Source organism: Proteiniphilum sp., assembly GCF_034927365.1.
GTDB lineage: Bacteria > Bacteroidota > Bacteroidia > Bacteroidales > Dysgonomonadaceae > Proteiniphilum.
Genome location: NZ_JAYFQD010000003.1, coordinates 124,886 through 141,228 on the forward strand (window position 1 = coordinate 124,886; position 16,343 = coordinate 141,228).

The 16,343-nt window shown below is 43.1% G+C and carries 11 protein-coding genes; 6 read left to right on the forward strand and 5 right to left on the reverse strand.

The window, feature by feature from the left end:
- Positions 1-25 precede the first annotated feature (25 nt).
- Positions 26-1,339, forward strand: a complete 1,314-nt coding sequence (gene odhB / locus VB073_RS01675; protein WP_323402406.1) for a 2-oxoglutarate dehydrogenase complex dihydrolipoyllysine-residue succinyltransferase — start codon at positions 26-28, stop codon at positions 1,337-1,339.
- A gap of 2 nt (positions 1,340-1,341) precedes the next feature.
- Here odhB and VB073_RS01680 read toward each other — a convergent pair whose 3' ends face one another.
- From VB073_RS01680 to VB073_RS01700, 5 genes are all read right to left on the reverse strand, one after another.
- Positions 1,342-3,669 (reverse strand): ATP-dependent helicase, encoded by a 2,328-nt coding sequence (locus tag VB073_RS01680; protein ID WP_323402407.1) that lies wholly within the window; start codon positions 3,667-3,669, stop codon positions 1,342-1,344.
- An 88-nt stretch (positions 3,670-3,757) separates the two neighbouring features.
- A complete protein-coding gene (locus VB073_RS01685; protein ID WP_323402408.1) occupies positions 3,758-4,228 on the reverse strand; it encodes a hypothetical protein in 471 nt (156 codons plus the stop codon).
- Positions 4,229-4,391: 163 nt separating this feature from the next.
- Positions 4,392-4,967 (reverse strand): thymidine kinase, encoded by a 576-nt coding sequence (locus VB073_RS01690; RefSeq protein ID WP_323402409.1) that lies wholly within the window; start codon positions 4,965-4,967, stop codon positions 4,392-4,394.
- 69 nt (positions 4,968-5,036) lie between these two features.
- Entirely contained in the window at positions 5,037-7,625 is a 2,589-nt protein-coding gene (gene mutS, locus VB073_RS01695; RefSeq protein ID WP_323402452.1) for a DNA mismatch repair protein MutS, read from the reverse strand.
- Between the two features lie 180 nt (positions 7,626-7,805).
- Positions 7,806-8,501: an NAD-dependent deacylase gene (locus VB073_RS01700; RefSeq protein WP_323402410.1), complete on the reverse strand. Its 696-nt coding sequence runs from the start codon at positions 8,499-8,501 to the stop codon at positions 7,806-7,808.
- 105 nt (positions 8,502-8,606) lie between these two features.
- Between VB073_RS01700 and VB073_RS01705 the strand changes: the two genes are divergently transcribed.
- The 5 genes from VB073_RS01705 (at position 8,607) to VB073_RS01725 (ending at position 16,339) form a co-directional block, all read left to right on the forward strand.
- Positions 8,607-9,191: an FKBP-type peptidyl-prolyl cis-trans isomerase gene (locus VB073_RS01705; protein WP_323402411.1), complete on the forward strand. Its 585-nt coding sequence runs from the start codon at positions 8,607-8,609 to the stop codon at positions 9,189-9,191.
- 70 nt (positions 9,192-9,261) lie between these two features.
- The gene (locus tag VB073_RS01710; RefSeq protein WP_323402412.1) at positions 9,262-10,278 is read left to right on the forward strand and encodes an FKBP-type peptidyl-prolyl cis-trans isomerase; all 1,017 of its coding nucleotides are present in this window, start codon (positions 9,262-9,264) and stop codon (positions 10,276-10,278) included.
- Positions 10,279-10,906: 628 nt separating this feature from the next.
- The gene (locus VB073_RS01715; protein WP_323402413.1) at positions 10,907-13,879 is read left to right on the forward strand and encodes a TonB-dependent receptor; all 2,973 of its coding nucleotides are present in this window, start codon (positions 10,907-10,909) and stop codon (positions 13,877-13,879) included.
- A 73-nt stretch (positions 13,880-13,952) separates the two neighbouring features.
- A complete protein-coding gene (locus VB073_RS01720; RefSeq protein ID WP_323402414.1) occupies positions 13,953-15,383 on the forward strand; it encodes a RagB/SusD family nutrient uptake outer membrane protein in 1,431 nt (476 codons plus the stop codon).
- A 74-nt stretch (positions 15,384-15,457) separates the two neighbouring features.
- Positions 15,458-16,339 (forward strand): Calx-beta domain-containing protein, encoded by an 882-nt coding sequence (locus tag VB073_RS01725; RefSeq protein ID WP_323402415.1) that lies wholly within the window; start codon positions 15,458-15,460, stop codon positions 16,337-16,339.
- Positions 16,340-16,343: the final 4 nt, after the last annotated feature.

Here is a 16,343-nt window from a genome sequence, read left to right on the forward strand (position 1 = left end):
ATTGACTCATTAGCACATTAGATATATGGCAATAATAGAAATAAAAATACCGAGTCCCGGAGAATCCATTACACAGGTAGAGCTTTCCCGCTGGCTGGTGGAAGAGGGTGCAGTCGTACAGAAAGATAGTGAGATCGCCGAACTGGAATCGGAGAAAGCTACGTTGATGCTGGTGGCCGAAGAGAGTGGGAAGATATCACTCAAAGCCGCCGAGGGGGAGTCTATAGAGGTGGGTGCTGTAGCTTGTGTTATAGATACTTCGGTGCGACCGGAGGAAACCGCAGCCTTGTCAGTAAGTGACGCTTCTGCACAATCATCTGTTCCTGCGCAAGGAGACGAAGGGCAGACCGTATCACAGACAGATCCGAAACCGTTAACCCCGCAATCAAAGGAAAAAACTATAGTTACTGCTTCTTCCGGACCGGAAAATGGTACAACTGATTACGATAAAGTGAAAATTACGCCGCTGGCTAAAAAAGTGATGACTGAAAATGGGTTGTCGGTAGAGGATGTCATCAATGGTTTGAGAAGATTAAAACGTGAGGATGTAGAAGCGGTGATGGGTGCATTGGGGGCAGTTAATACCAATGGTTTGAAAAAAACGGTCAGTCGGGAGTCGAAGAGTGAACGGATGAGTTCATTACGCCGGAAGTTAAGTGAGCGATTGGTGTCGGTGAAGAATGAGACCGCCATGCTGACCACTTTCAATGAGGTAGATATGAAACCGATCATGGAACTGAGGAAAAAATACCAGACGCAGTTTGTGGAGAGATACGGTATCAAACTGGGGATCATGTCTTTCTTCCTGAAAGCCTGTGCTATCGCCCTGCGTGAATTTCCCAACGTGAATGCCATGCTCGACGGAGAGAATATGGTTACCTACGACTACGCTGATATTTCGGTGGCAGTAAGTACGCCAAAAGGATTGATGGTTCCCGTGATCCGTAACGTGGAAAGTTTAAGCCTTGCAGAGATCGAGCGGTCACTCGAGGAACTTGCCGGAAAGGCTCGCAGTGGTAAGATATCCGTGGCTGAAATGAGCGGTGGTACGTTCACCGTGACCAATGGTGGCGTATTCGGCTCCATGATGTCCACACCGCTTATTAATCCTCCCCAATCTGCTATATTGGGAATGCATAATATTCTGGAGCGTCCTGTAGCTATCGATGGTCAGGTAGTGATCCGTCCCATGATGTATGTGGCATTGTCGTATGACCATCGGATAATTGACGGGCGGGAGTCTGTCGGTTTTCTTGTCAGGGTTAAACAATTGCTGGAGAAACCTACAGATATGTTATTCAGTGGGAGTAATGGCGAGAAAGCATTACTAGGGGTTTGATTTTATTCTACAATTATGAACTTGGCGAATTTGAGTAGCAGTTGTTTTTTACCGGTAGTTTCAAATTCCACAAAAGCACGTCGATCGTTACCGCTCATCTCGATGGAGGTCACCACCCCGCGTCCGAATCGTTCATGTTCTATCACATTTCCTACTGCCAGTTCCTGTGCCTCTTTTGATAACGGAGCGGAAGAAACAGTCCGTTCAATAGGTATTATCTTTTTCGGAGTGATGGGGATACGGCGGTAGTTGCTCTGTTCTGCTTGCTCTCTCTGTACCCTCTGTTCCCGCATCGATCCCCAGAAGTCGTCTGCCCATGCAGATGGGGTGAAAGATTCATTTTCTCCTCCCTGGATGTAGCATGAGTCAATATCTTTGAGGAAGCGGCTGGGCGCCGCAGGATTGGTCTGCCCATTCCTGAAACGGCTTTTCGCATAAGTAATCGTACAGCTCTTCTTTGCCCGGGTGATTGCCACATAGAAAAGGCGACGTTCTTCTTCCAACCCCCGATTCTCCGATTTCGCCATGGCTGATGGGAAGAGGTCTTCTTCCATTCCCACCACAAATATATGATCGAATTCCAATCCCTTGGCCGAGTGGACTGTCATCAGCGTTACCCTTTCATTATCCGTTTCTTTATCCGTATCCTGGTCGGTAAGTAAAGACACTTCCGAAAGGAAGTCCGCCAGGCGGATATTTTTTTCTCCCTGTTCCTGTTGTGTTTCTACGAATTCGTTCATCGCATTGAGGAGTTCCTGCATATTCTGGGCACGGCTCATCCCTTCGGGAGTCATATCATCATAGGCCTCTTTGGCGATTCCACTGCTTTTGATCACCTCTTTTGCCAGTTCAAAGGCATTCATCGTTTCGTTTTGATCGATAAAACCCTGTATCAGGGTATGAAAGTTTTCCAGTTTCTTTGCTGTTCCCGCGTTGACATCCAGATGATATTCGAGGGGGGTGGTTACCACCTGCCATAGGCTCACATTATGAAGTTGAGCGGTTGAAGTGATCTTGGCTACGGTCACGTCGCCGATACCCCGGGTGGGGTAGTTGATGATACGTCGGAAAGCCTCTTCGTCATTTGGGTTGACAATCAGACGGAAGTAGCTAATGATATCCTTGATCTCCTTACGTTGATAGAATGACAGTCCTCCGTATATTTTATAGGGGATATTGTTCTTTCTCAACGCCTCCTCAAATGCACGCGATTGTGCGTTGGTGCGGTAGAGAATGGCGAAGTTGCTGTAGCCTGTGTGATTTTCGAGTCTTATCCGGATAATTTTGTTGGAGACGATCACTGCTTCTTCAAAATCGGAAAAAGCGCTTCGGACCTCAACCTTTTCACCCTCTTCATTCTCAGAGAATACATTTTTGAATATCTGTTCACTGTTTTTTTTAATCAGACTATTGGCCGCATTGACAATATTTTGGGTAGAGCGGTAGTTCTGCTCTAATTTGAATATTTGCGTATTGGGAAAATTTGATTTGAATTTCAGGATATTGTCGATATTGGCACCTCTGAAAGAGTAGATACTTTGTGCATCGTCGCCTACCACGCAGACACGGTGGTGCGCATCGGCCAGTTGTTTTACAATAAGGTGTTGGGCGAAATTAGTATCCTGGTATTCATCTACGAGGATGTATTGGAACTGATTCCGGTATTTCTCCAGTATCTCTTTATGGTCGCGAAACAGGATGTTGGTGTACATCAGCAGATCGTCGAAATCCATGCTGTTGGCCGATCGAAGCCTGGTCTGATAGCGTTGGTATATTTCGAAGAGTTGCGGCCGTTTTGCCATCCGGTCGTATTGTATAATTTCATCGTTGGCGACGTACATGGCAGGTGTAATCAGGCTGTTCTTGGCCCTCGATATCTGACCATGTACCGTTCCGGGACGGTATATCTTGTCATCCAACTGCATCTCTCTGATGATCAATCGGACTAAATTATTGGAATCGGATGAGTCGAAGATTGTAAAATTGGATTGAAAACCGATTGCTTCCGCTTCAGTTCGCAGTATTCGTGCGAAGATAGAATGGAATGTTCCCATCCAGAGCCGACGTGCCCTTTTCTCTCCCACCAAATCGGCGATGCGCGATTTCATCTCACGTGCTGCCTTGTTGGTGAAGGTGAGCGAGAGGATGTAGTAAGGAGGGAGTCCCTGTTCCAGCAGGTAAGCGATCTTATAGGTAAGTACCCGTGTTTTGCCTGATCCCGCACCTGCAATCACAAGCGATGGGCCATCGCAAAATTCTACGGCCGCACGTTGTGCTTCGTTCAGGTAGCTGAGCAAGTCAGGGTCATTATTTTTTTTTGTTTTCTGCATAACTGCAAAAGTACGAATTTTCGGCGGAACAGAATAAAAAAACCACCCTCAAACGAGAGTGGTTCTGATAAGAAGATATGTTTCCTTTTTACTTGAAGATATAGCGAAAGCTAAGTGCAAAACCACTATACCAATAGTCATTGTATTTGTTTGTGAAATTGAAAGAGGGTTTCCAGTCTAGAGAGACATTAAACGGAGCGGAGGGGAAAACATATTCGACTCCACCAATCAGATCAGCTCCCAACAAAAAGGCGTTGTCATAATCAGATCTGTGCCTGTGAATTCCTCCAAGGTGTGCACCTATACCCACGTACCAATCTAATCCGGACACATCGGGAATCGGTTGTTGATATTCATACATACCTGTTAACTGGAAGTAATTGGGTGATGCTGAGAGGATAAATTCACCCGCAGAGGCAGGCGCGAAGAAATGTTTCAGTGTGATACCACTATCATAACCCAATCTCACACCCGCTGAGGTGTTGTACTGTTGTGCATTTACTGTCGTTCCTAATACGATCATTAATAGTGCTGCGAAAAATAGTCTTTTTAGTTTCATATGATTTTTAATTTAGAATAAAGAGTAAAGAGCAAAGAGTGCTCGTTACCCAAGTTTTGGTTTATATACGGAGTTAACAAATAATCAGGCATATTGTTTGCCGGTCCTTAAAAAAGTATCAATTTCACTAAATTTTTCCGTACCTTTCCACCTTCCCACTTTTTCACTTTCTCACTTTTAAATAGCATTTTCTGCAAAGGGGTTGATATTCGTCCGTTTCGCCCAGCATTACCTGTTTGTCGTTTTTTACCAACCGGTGTGAATAATTGGCAAGATTTCCGCACTTCACGCAAATGGCATGTACTTTTACCACATCATCGGCAACAGAGCATAATCCAGGCATCGGGCCAAAAGGGATACGTTTGAAATCCATGTCAAGTCCTGCCACGATCACCCTGACTCCCTGATCGGCCAGAGTCTGGCATACATCCACTAATCCCATGTCGAAAAATTGCGCCTCATCAATCCCAATCACTTCTGCTCCGGAGGATAACAGTAAGATATTGCTTGAATGTTCCACGGGAGAGGATAGGATGGTGTTTTTATCATGTGATACTACCTCTTGTTCCGAATATCGGGTATCGATTGCAGGTTTGTAAATTTCTACTGTTTGCCGGGCAAACTGGGCACGTCGTAATCTGCGAAGCAGTTCCTCGGTCTTGCCGGAGAACATTGAGCCGCAAATGACTTCGATGCGTCCGGTACGTTCAGTTTCGTTCAGTTTATTTTCGTGATACATCTTTGGTACGGATGGTTTTCCTGATCAGCCTGTGGGGCCGTTTATCAGGTGTTGGAACATATGAAGGAGCTATTTCCCCTTGACAATTTTCTTGATCTCGTTCAACTTGTTGAGCGCCTCGATGGGAGTCAGGTTGTTTACATCCAGGTTGATGATCTCGTCCCTTACCTGGCTGAGGATCGGATCATCCAACTGGAAGAAACTCAATTGGTATCCCTCACGTTTTTCCACGAAATCCTGAATGGGTTTCTTGATCATCTCTTTTCGGTTGGACGATTCCATCTGTGCCAGGATAGCATCCGCACGTTTGGTGATGCTTTGCGGTATACCGGCCATTTTGGCCACATGAATACCAAAGCTGTGTTCGCTTCCTCCCGGCACTAATTTGCGCAAAAAAATCACTTTGTTATCAATCTCTTTCACTGCCACATTGTAGTTCCTGATTCGTTTGAACGATTTCTCCATCTCGTTCAGTTCATGATAATGGGTTGCAAAGAGTGTTTTTGCCCGCGCCTTCGGGTTCTCGTGTATATATTCCACGATGGCCCAGGCAATGGATATACCGTCGTAGGTACTTGTACCTCTCCCCAGTTCATCAAAGAGTATCAGGCTACGGTCCGACAGGTTGTTCAGGATATTGGCAGCCTCGTTCATCTCTACCATAAAAGTGGATTCCCCGAGAGAGATATTGTCGGATGCTCCCACTCGGGTGAATATCTTGTCTACCAGTCCGATCTTTGCCGAGTCGGCGGGCACGAAACTGCCGATCTGTGCCATCAGGGTGATCAATGCGATTTGACGTAGGAGTGCCGACTTACCAGCCATATTGGGACCAGTGATAATGATGACTTGTTGTGTTTCGTTATCCAGATAGAGATCGTTGGCGATAAACGGTTCTCCGGGTGCCAGTTGTTTTTCAATTACCGGGTGACGCCCGTTTTTTATATCAATGATCTCTGAGTTGTTGATCTCCGGACGGATATATTTATTCTCTCGTGCCACGTTAGCGAAAGAGAGAAGGCAATCGATACGTGCAATTATATTGGCATTGGTTTGAATAAGAGGGATATATTCAAGTATATTTTCTACCAGTGACGAATAGATACTATTTTCGAGTGCGATGATTTTCTCTTCGGCACCCAGTATTTTTTCTTCGTATTCTTTCAATTCGGCAGTGATATAGCGTTCAGCACTCACCAATGTCTGTTTACGTATCCAGTCTGTGGGTACTTTGTCTTTGTGAGTGTTGCGTACTTCAATATAATAGCCGAACACATTATTGAAAGATATCTTTAATGAAGGGATTCCGGTTCTTTCACTTTCCCGTTGCTGGATTTGCTGCAGATAATCTTTTCCGGAATAAGCGATTTGACGCAATTCGTCCAGTTCTTTATCCACCCCTTTCCTGATAAAACCACCCTTGTTCATCAATGCAGGTGGCTCCGGTATGATCTCTCTTCCAATACGGTCCCGGATGGTAACACAGGGGTCAAGTTGGCTTCCCATCTCTGTAATACTTTCATTGTCCGATCCGAGAAATGCCTCCCGAATCGGCTCAATGGCGTTGAGCGCTATCCTTAATTGGGCTACTTCTCTCGGATTGATCCTGCCTGTAGCGGCCTTGGAGACGATTCTCTCAAGATCGCCTATCAGGAAGAGTTGTTGCTCGAGAACTATTTTTAATTCCGGTTCCCGGAAAAAATGTTCTACCACGTTCAGACGGGCTTCGATCGGTTTGGCCTCCTTCAGGGGGAATACTGTCCATCGACGTAACAGCCTTGAACCCATGGGTGAGATAGTCTTGTCAATTACATTGAGCAAGCTTTTGCCCCCTTCATTGAGGGGGTTAATCAGTTCCAGGTTACGGATGGTAAACCGGTCGAGTCGTACGAAACGCTCTTCCTCAATAGGTAACAAGGATGTAATATGGCCGATATTTTTGTGTTGTGTAATATCTAAATAATGGAGTATGGCACCTGAAGCAATTATACCCAGACTGAGTTGCTCTATGCCGAACCCTTTCAGGTTTTTTGTCTGGAAGTGGGAGAGTAGCCTGTCGCGGGCACTGTTTTCGGTAAAGATCCAGTCATCCAGTTCAAAGAGGAACCATTGGGATCCGAAGGATTCTTCAAATTTTTTTTTGTTACCCCGTTCGATAAGTACCTCTTTGGGTGCGAAATTAGAGAGAAGTTTGTCAATATCATCACTACTTCCTTCGGCGGTTAGAAATTCGCCTGTAGAGATATCGAGGAAAGCAACTCCTAACCGGTTTCCCTTCTCCATATGCATTGCGCAGAGAAAGTTATTCTCTTTGTGGTTCAGTATATTATCGTTAATGGATACCCCCGGAGTAACTAATTCTGTAATACCCCGTTTTACCAGTTTCTTTGTCATCTTGGGGTCTTCCAACTGGTCGCAGATAGCTACACGTTTGCCGGCCCGCACCAGCTTCGGTAGATAGGTATCCAGCGCATGGTGGGGGAAGCCCGCCAGTTCTACAAATTGAGCTGTGCCGTTTGCCCTTCTTGTAAGTGTGATCCCCAGTATTTCTGATGCTACTATGGCATCGTCTGAAAATGTCTCATAAAAATCACCTACACGAAACAACAGGATAGCGTCGGGATGTTTTGTTTTTATCTCGACGTACTGCTTCATCATAGGTGTTTCCGCTATCTTTTTTCCCACAAATTTTATTTACAATTATCAATTATCTAAATATTTCTTGAGTCTTGGCTCTTGAATCTGAAATCTGAAATCTGAGAAGCGAAATTACAAAAAAAGCACGACTATTGAACGTTTTTGTTAAGCTAAATCGATCTGTGATCTTTTTTGATGGTGTCAACCCTGTTTCGTTAACAGATCCTTTAATTCTTTAACTCCATCAGAAGCACCCTTTTGAATATGGTGGATATCATATCGGTTTGTATATACATCCTTTGGATCAATTAAATAAACCGGGATATTTTTCCTTACATCATGCAGTAACCCCGCCGCGGGATATACATTCATGGAAGTACCGATAATGACAAATATATCTGCCTGCCTACAAATTTTTTCTGCTTCGTAAATCATTGGTACTGCTTCTCCAAACCAAACAATGTGAGGACGTAACTGGAAGCCCTTCTCGCAAGTGTCTCCCAAATGTATATCGATATGCTCCGGATCGATATCATAGACAAGTGACTCATCCCCTGTGGAACGTGCTTTCATCAGTTCTCCATGCAGATGTAATACTTTTGTGCTGCCGGCCTGCTCATGCAGGTTGTCAATGTTTTGGGTGATGATGTACAGGTCGAAATCTTTCTCCATTTCGGCCAACTCCCAATGTCCGCCATTAGGTTTAACCTTTAACAGTTCACGGCGACGCATATTGTAAAATTCCAGTACCAATCCGGGGTTCACTTCGAATCCTTCCGGTGTTGCTACCTGCTCCACCGGATATTGCTCCCATAAACCGCCTGAATCACGAAAGGTTGCGATCCCGCTTTCGGCACTCATGCCTGCTCCTGTGAGTACAACCAGTTTCTTTTGCATACGACTCTGTTTTTTCTTTCAAAAATAGTTTTTTCTGCTTAAAATCAGTGTTATTTCATATTAAAATCGTATTTTTGTGCGTTTAAATCAAAAAGAAAAAGTCAGATGGACAAACTAAGTTACGCGTTGGGAATGAGTATGGCTTCTAACCTGATGAATTCAGGATTGAAACAGATAGATGTAGAGTCATTTGTAAAAGCCTTTGAGGAGATCATGAAAAATGGTACTCCCGCCATGAATCCACAGGAGGCCAATCAGGTTATTCAGAGTTATTTTAGTAAGATGCAGGATGAGATGCTGGATAATAATTTGAAAGAAGGAGCAGCATTTCTTGCGGAGAACAGTAAAAAGGACGGTATTGTTACGCTTTCCAGCGGACTGCAATACGAAATCCTCCAGGATGGGGATGGTGCCAAACCCAAAGCTACCGATAAAGTAAAATGCCATTATCATGGAACATTGCTGAATGGTCAGGTTTTTGATAGCTCAGTGCAGAGAGGCCAGCCGGCTATTTTTGGCGTAAATCAGGTGATCAAAGGATGGGTGGAAGCTCTTCAGCTGATGTCGGTAGGATCGAAGTGGAAATTATACATCCCTTCTGACCTTGCTTATGGCGAACAGGGAGCGGGAAATTCCATAGAACCCAATTCTACCCTTATTTTTGATGTTGAGTTATTAGGTATTGAATAATTTTTGGCTGGAGAATATTGCTTCCGTCATGTAGATGTAATGATATAAATACATTAATATATTAGAAAAAATGAAGAAAACAATTTTAGGCACATTCAGTGCAATGACTGTTCTGGTAGTGTTGATGGCATCCTGTAGTGGAGGAGCCGCCACTCCAAAGGCTTCCCTGAAGAATTCTGTGGATAGTGTTTCTTATGCTTATGGTGTGAGTGCGTCTGATCAGGGGTTAGTGCAATTTCTTGAACAAAACGGAATATTGCAAAATACCTCTAATATCGAGTTTGATTACCAGTCGAGAATCGTTTCGGCTGATTCGACACAAAAGGAAGCCCTACAAAAAGAGTTGAAAGCAAAACTCGATTCAGTAAGAAGAATCAATGGGCCCCGGCTCAACGAATTCATTAAAGGGTTGAAGGTTGGCATGAATCTCGATAGTGAAACTCCTTATGCTCAAGGTGTGAGTGTGGGAGTGCAGTTCTCCATGATGATGATCCCGCAGTTCAATTCACAGATGTATGGGAATGATTCTGTAAAGAAGGTAAATAACGATCAGGTAATGGCAGCTGTGATTTCCGTGTTGAAAAATCAAGAGTTGGCAATCAGTACTACTGATGCTAATGGGTTTATACAAGGAGAAATGGCGAAAGCGCAAGCAGCCCAGCAAGCCATTCAGGAAGAGATGCTTAAGGTGCAATACGCTGATGCTATTGCCGAAGGAGATACGTTTATGGTAGAAAATGCAAAGAGAGAAGGAGTGGTTACTCTTCCCAGCGGATTGCAATATGAAGTATTGCGTGAAGGTAACGGTCCTACACCTGCAGATACCGATATGGTAAGAGTGCATTATCATGGCACATTGATCAATAATGAAGTGTTCGACAGTAGTGTGACCAGAGGAGAGCCAGCCGTATTTGGTGTAACTCAGGTAATTGCCGGTTGGACCGAAGCGTTGAAACTGATGCCTGTGGGATCGAAATGGAAATTGTATGTTCCTTATAATCTCGCTTATGGCGCACAGGATCGCGGTACTATTAAACCTTTCTCTAACCTTATCTTTGAAGTAGAGTTATTGGATATAGAGAAATAAAATATTACAGAAAATTTGAACGTTTTCGATAAGTAATATGAGCAGAAGATAAACTTGTTTGGATTATGCCGTTGTGAGAAAACGCCTAATGTAATTGAACTAAAAAGGTGGCTGTTATGGTCGCCTTTTTTTGTTTTTTTAAGATTGATTGATTTTGTCTTTTTTATATTGATTCCTTCAATAACTGTCTAAAAGTAAAAAAAAATACCATTTTAATTGCATATTGTTTTTTTAAGGTGTATATTTGCACAATTATTGATTGTAGGGTTATTTTCAGTATGGGTGTTAAAATATAGTGGAAGTATTCATTCTTTTTTTACGATCATCTTACTGAAATATATTTAAAATAGGATGTAAATTTCAGTCTGGTGTTTTTTTTAAAAAAAAAGTACAAAAAACCACATAATTGAAATAAATGGTTTATATTTGCGAAGCATATATAACTGTATAAATGTTAAATTGGTGTAGGAAGTAGAATTTAGAGAGGTAGAGTTTCTATGAAAAGGATGGAGTTTAATGTTAATTGTTTTGACAATCAATCTTTTATTATTAGTTAAAACCCCTTTCAGGCTATTTATCGAGGACGCAATATAAATTTAAAATAGTGTTTAATTTAAAAGTAGAGTTTATGAAAAGAAAACTAACAATGTTTTTATCCCTGTTCTTTTTAGGGATAGGGATACTGACAGCCCAGACACAGGTACAGGTAAAAGGTATCGTGGTGGATGAAGCGGGCGAGCCGGTGATTGGGGCTACTATCCAAATCAAAGGAGGCACGCAGGGTACCATTAGTGGTGCCGACGGTGATTTCACTCTGTCTGCACCTGAGGGTGGTACGCTTATCGTATCCTTTATCGGGATGAAAACTGTAGAGGTTGCGGTTAGTACCAATATCAGGGTCGTGTTGGAAGAAGGCACCCAGTTGTTGGAAGAAGTGACGATCACTGCTTATGGCGGTGCTGTAACCCGTGAAGCAAAAACCGGTGCGGTGGGATCAGTGAAAGGAGATGCTATTTCGGATGCTCCTGTGGTATCTATGGATAAAGCGCTGGGAGGAAAAATAGCCGGTGTATCTATCACCTCTTCTTCAGGACAACCTGGATCGGCTACTTCCATCCGTATTCGTGGAACATCATCCATTAATGCAGGAAACAATCCTTTGTGGGTGGTGGATGGAATACCTGTTTTGACAGGAAACTCCAATGATTTTTTAAATACGGGTAATGCCCTTGCTTCTATCAGTCCCAACGATATTGAGAGTATCACGGTGTTGAAGGATGCAGCAGCAGCCTCTATCTATGGTAGTAGGGCTGCCAACGGTGTTATATTGGTGACTACCAAGAGCGGTAAGGACGGAAAGACCAGTTTCTCTGCCCGTGCAAGGTTTGGTACTTCATGGCTGGCAAACGACAACGGTTTTGGGATTATGAATGCAAGCCAGCTTCTTGCTTATCAGAGAGATGCTGTAATCAATGCAGGTAAAAACCCTGATGATCCCACTGAACCTTATTACCGTCCTAATGAGTTGTTGAGTCGTCCGCTTACCAACTGGATGGACCATCTTTCTCGTATGGGGACTTTACAGGAATATGAAATTAACGCTACGGGAAGTAATGCAAAAGGTAAATATTATAACTCACTTACCTATAATAAGACTGATGGTGTATTTTATGGTGTAGACATGTATAAAATTACCGGACGTGTGAATGCTGACTATAAACTGACAAATAAATTGGAAACAGGAGCACGTGTAAACCTTGCTTATATGCAAGGTCAAGATGTGCCGATGCAGAGTCTTTATTACGCGAATCCGGTATTTGCGGGAATGACGATTTTACCCTGGACCCCGGCTTACGATGCAGAGGGTAAGCACAATGTCAATATTCCGGAAAACAGCAGCACCAATCCTCGTGCTACAGCCCAGTATGATGATCAGTTTGGAAAGGCATACCAGTTATTGGGGAATATCTTTCTGCAGTATAAGCCGATCAGTCAAATCACATTGAAAACGACCAATGCTATCGAGAGTATCCATGGTGACGGACGTAGATACTGGTCTCCGGAAACAAGTAGTGGATCAGCCACTTTGCAAACTTCCATGAACAGGTATGTACGGCTTACCACATCAAATACGGCCTCATATAATGATATATTCCTTGATGACCACAGTGTCCGTGTACTGATCGGGCAGGAAGCGATGAAAAGTACCGAGTCATACCTGTTTGTTTACGCTCCGGATGTAAATCCTGATATCCCTTACGTACAAACTGCACCACAATCGGGAGTGGAAGGAGAACAAGGCTATGGAGCACAAACATTGCTCTCCTATTTTGGGATGTTGGATTATAATTATTTGGAAAAATATTACCTGCAGGCATCTTTACGTTTCGACGGAAGTTCCTTGTTCGGTTCAGAAAACAGATGGGGTACTTTCTATTCGGTAGGAGCATCGTGGAATATTCACAAAGAAGATTTTATGAGTGACCTGTCGTTCCTGAACCTTCTTAAAGTGCGTGCAAGTTATGGTCTTAATGGTAATAATAATATCGCAGCTTACCGTGCCTATGGTGTGTATGCTGTGACACAATATAACGGATCTACCGGTTTGCGTCCTTCACGTCCTGCAAATCCCTATCTGTCATGGGAAAAGAACGGAACCTGGAATATCGGTCTTGATTTCACCTTGTTTGACAAGTTAGACGGTAATATCGACGTTTATAACCGTAAGACAACCGATATGTTGCTGGATAAAAGCGTACCCCAGACAACAGGATTCTCCACCAACTTCCTGAATATTGGTTCACTCCAAAACAAAGGTGTGGAGATTCAGTTGAATTATGATATTATAAATACCAATGAATGGAAATGGGAGATAGGCGGAAATATCGCTTTCAACCGGACTAAAATCCTGGAATTGGGTGACAATACAGAAATTGCCTATTCAGAAGATGGCCGTTTGAGACACATAGTAGGCAAGTCGCTTTACACCTTCCGCTTGAGGGATTACTATGGAGTAGATCCGACAAACGGTGATGCTTTGTGGGTAGATGAAGATGGAAATCTCTCGAATGATTATACCAAATCAAGATTTATTTATCCCGCTTCTCCCGAGCCAAAATTCATCGGTGGTTTCAATACCAACGTTTCATGGAACGGTTTCAATTTGGGTGCATTCTTCGAGTTCAAGGGTGGAAACTATGTGATGCTGATTGAACGTCGTTATATGGAATCGGATGGTGCTTCGATGAACCTCAACCAGATAAATACAGCGTTGAATTACTGGAAAAAACCGGGGGATACCGGAGTGAATCCTAAACCGATAGCAGGTAACTCTACTGAAAGTAACAACTTTGGTACTACCCGTTTCTTACAGAAAGGTGATTATCTGCGTGTGAAGGATATAACCCTTTCCTATACTTTCCCCAAGAAAGTGATGGAAAAAGCCAAGATTGGCGGACTTAAGCTATATATGAGCGCTCAGAACATTTACACATTCCACGATGTGGATTGGTGGGATCCCGAACGGGGTGTAGACGGTATCGGATATGGTATCTATCCTATGACAAAAGCGATGGTGGGTGGAATTGAACTATCGTTTTAGTGACGGATAAGTTTAGTGTTACATGCATATCCGGATATTTTAATAATTTAGAAATTCTATAAAAATGATAAAGATGAAAAAAATATTTATAGTTTTTGTAGTAGCTTTACTGTTCGTCGCTTGTGGTGAGAACTTCCTTACGGAAGAGCCCATTATGCAACAAAGTACCGAACTATCTTTAGCTACTTATAAGGGATTGGATAATTCTGTGGCAGGTGCTTACGCTCCGTTGGTCTCTGTAAACTGGTACGGTGCTTCCTTTGTACTGGATGCCGAAATGCGTAGTGGTAATGGTTATCGTGATCCGGACAAGAATTCGGGTCGTTATACTGTACCCTATAACTTTACTTATACCTCTACTGCTACACCGGCATTATGGGGTACCGCTTATTATCTTATTTCGGCGGTGAACAACGTGATTGCTCAATTAGATGGTAAAGTAGGAATAGATGGTGTTACTCAGCAGGATATCGATAATATTCATGCTGAAGCACTCTTCTTGCGTGCGTTGGCTCACTTTGATCTGGTGCGTACCTATGCCAAGCAATATACGATTGATAAAACTGCACTTGGTGTTCCTTACGTAAAAGTAACCGATCCGGCAGGAAAACCCAGTAGGGATCCGGTGGAGACGGTCTACAATAATATTGTAGAGGATCTCACCACTGCTGAAAACCTGATGGCTCCAAATTACGTTCGTGACGAGATTGCCGATCCAAAATCAACAGCAGATAAACTGGCTATCCAGGCGTTGCTTTCAAGAGTATATCTATATATGGGTAATTGGCAAAAAGCGGCAGATTACGCGACTACAGTGATCAAAAGCGGTAAGTTTATCATGTGGGAAAAAGATAAATATGCTGCTGCGTTTAAAGAGGATGTGCCTGGTGAAGGTGAAGTGATATTTGAAGTGTATGGTTTGAAATCGAATGAATATGATGGATATTGGGAGGGGATTAGTAGAATGACCAGTCCGCTTACGGATGCATATTCCGATTGTGCTGCTAGTAATGATCTTATCTCTCTTTATGCGGATGATGATATCAGGGGGGAAATGTTTCTCAATAATGAGGAAAAAGCACCCACAACCTTTTGGACTACCAAATATGCAGGGAAAGACAAGGGTACGCCTGACGTGAGCAATACCATCGTGTTGCGTTTGAGTGAAATGTATCTTAACAGGGCAGAAGCAATTACCCGTGGTGCTACCATATCAGGAGTAACTGCGGTGTCAGACCTGAATACGATACGTGCAAAACGAGGTGCCTCCGAGCTGACAAGTGCCGGTATAACTGACGTAATGAACGAACGCCGTCTGGAACTGGCATGGGAAGGACATCATTGGTATGATCTTGCCCGTACGGGAGGCAGTATAACACGCACTCATTATAGTGGAGCGGAACAGAACCAAAATATCCCTGCGGATAGTAAATACTGGGTATTGCCTATCAATAAGAGAGAGTTGGATGTAAATGAAAATCTCGAGCCGAATCCGGGATACTAAATTGATTGGGATAAAGGGAATAGGTATCCATTCCTGAAATCACAAAAAATTTCTAAATTGTAATATAGAAAAATATGAAGAAAATAATATTATATCTCACTGTTTTGGCAAGCGTAGTATACTTTAGCGCCTGTAATGTAAACGATTATCCCGAGTTTGATGATGCCGATGCGTTTGTTGCTTTTTCGGCCGAAAGATTAACAGTGAATGAAAATGCCGGGAAGGTGAGAATTCCGGTACGGCTCACCTCATTGGAAGGAAAATCCTCCACTGTTACATTTGAATTGAAGGATAGCACTGCCCTGTCAGGCAGGGATTTTGCCCTTAGCGGAGGTGCCAGTGTCCTTACTTTTGACGGAACCAATCCGGTACAATATATTGAATTGGATATTTTGGGACATTTGGGCGAATTTACCGGTGACCGTTTATTCGGTATAACTATAAAGAATGCCACAAATGTAAATATTGGTAGTAAGAAAACAATCTATGTCAATATTGCGGATACAGATCACCCGTTGTCAGCTATTTTAGGGATGTACTCAGCCTCTGCCATTCATACTTTTAATGGATCAGCATTAGCATGGGACAATGTTGAGATCGCGAAAGATGAAACTGATGTAACTAAAGTTTGGATACAAGGTAATATCCTTGGAACAGGTGGTGCTGGCGCAGGTTCGAAAGTATATGGAGTCGTGAATGCAGAGAAAACAGAAATATCTGTTCCCGTCCATCAAAGTGTAGTGAACAGTTCTTATAATGCATATTTTGATGGTGTGGATGCTGACGATAACATTATGGATACTGGAGCAAAAGTAATTTTTAATATCAAAACAGGAGATAAGACGACCATTGAACTGAAAGAAAATTCGGTGGCAATATTAGCGTATGATAAAACGTCAGGGGCATATGCTGGATATTATGTAGTTGCTCAGAGCGTTGTATATACCAAGAAATAAGTGT

Bases quoted from the DNA above. Each gene is read 5' to 3' on its own strand.
- VB073_RS01725 (WP_323402415.1), top strand. From the start codon at position 15,458: ATGAAGAAAATAATATTATATCTCACTGTTTTGGCAAGCGTAGTATAC.
- VB073_RS01680 (WP_323402407.1), bottom strand. From the start codon at position 3,669: ATGCAGAAAACAAAAAAAAATAATGACCCTGACTTGCTCAGCTACCTG.
- VB073_RS01715 (WP_323402413.1), top strand. From the start codon at position 10,907: ATGAAAAGAAAACTAACAATGTTTTTATCCCTGTTCTTTTTAGGGATA.
- mutS (WP_323402452.1), bottom strand. From the start codon at position 7,625: ATGATGAAGCAGTACGTCGAGATAAAAACAAAACATCCCGACGCTATC.
- VB073_RS01710 (WP_323402412.1), top strand. From the start codon at position 9,262: ATGAAGAAAACAATTTTAGGCACATTCAGTGCAATGACTGTTCTGGTA.
- VB073_RS01690 (WP_323402409.1), bottom strand. From the start codon at position 4,967: ATGTATCACGAAAATAAACTGAACGAAACTGAACGTACCGGACGCATC.
- VB073_RS01705 (WP_323402411.1), top strand. From the start codon at position 8,607: ATGGACAAACTAAGTTACGCGTTGGGAATGAGTATGGCTTCTAACCTG.
- VB073_RS01685 (WP_323402408.1), bottom strand. From the start codon at position 4,228: ATGAAACTAAAAAGACTATTTTTCGCAGCACTATTAATGATCGTATTA.
- VB073_RS01700 (WP_323402410.1), bottom strand. From the start codon at position 8,501: ATGCAAAAGAAACTGGTTGTACTCACAGGAGCAGGCATGAGTGCCGAA.
- odhB (WP_323402406.1), top strand. From the start codon at position 26: ATGGCAATAATAGAAATAAAAATACCGAGTCCCGGAGAATCCATTACA.
- VB073_RS01720 (WP_323402414.1), top strand. From the start codon at position 13,953: ATGAAAAAAATATTTATAGTTTTTGTAGTAGCTTTACTGTTCGTCGCT.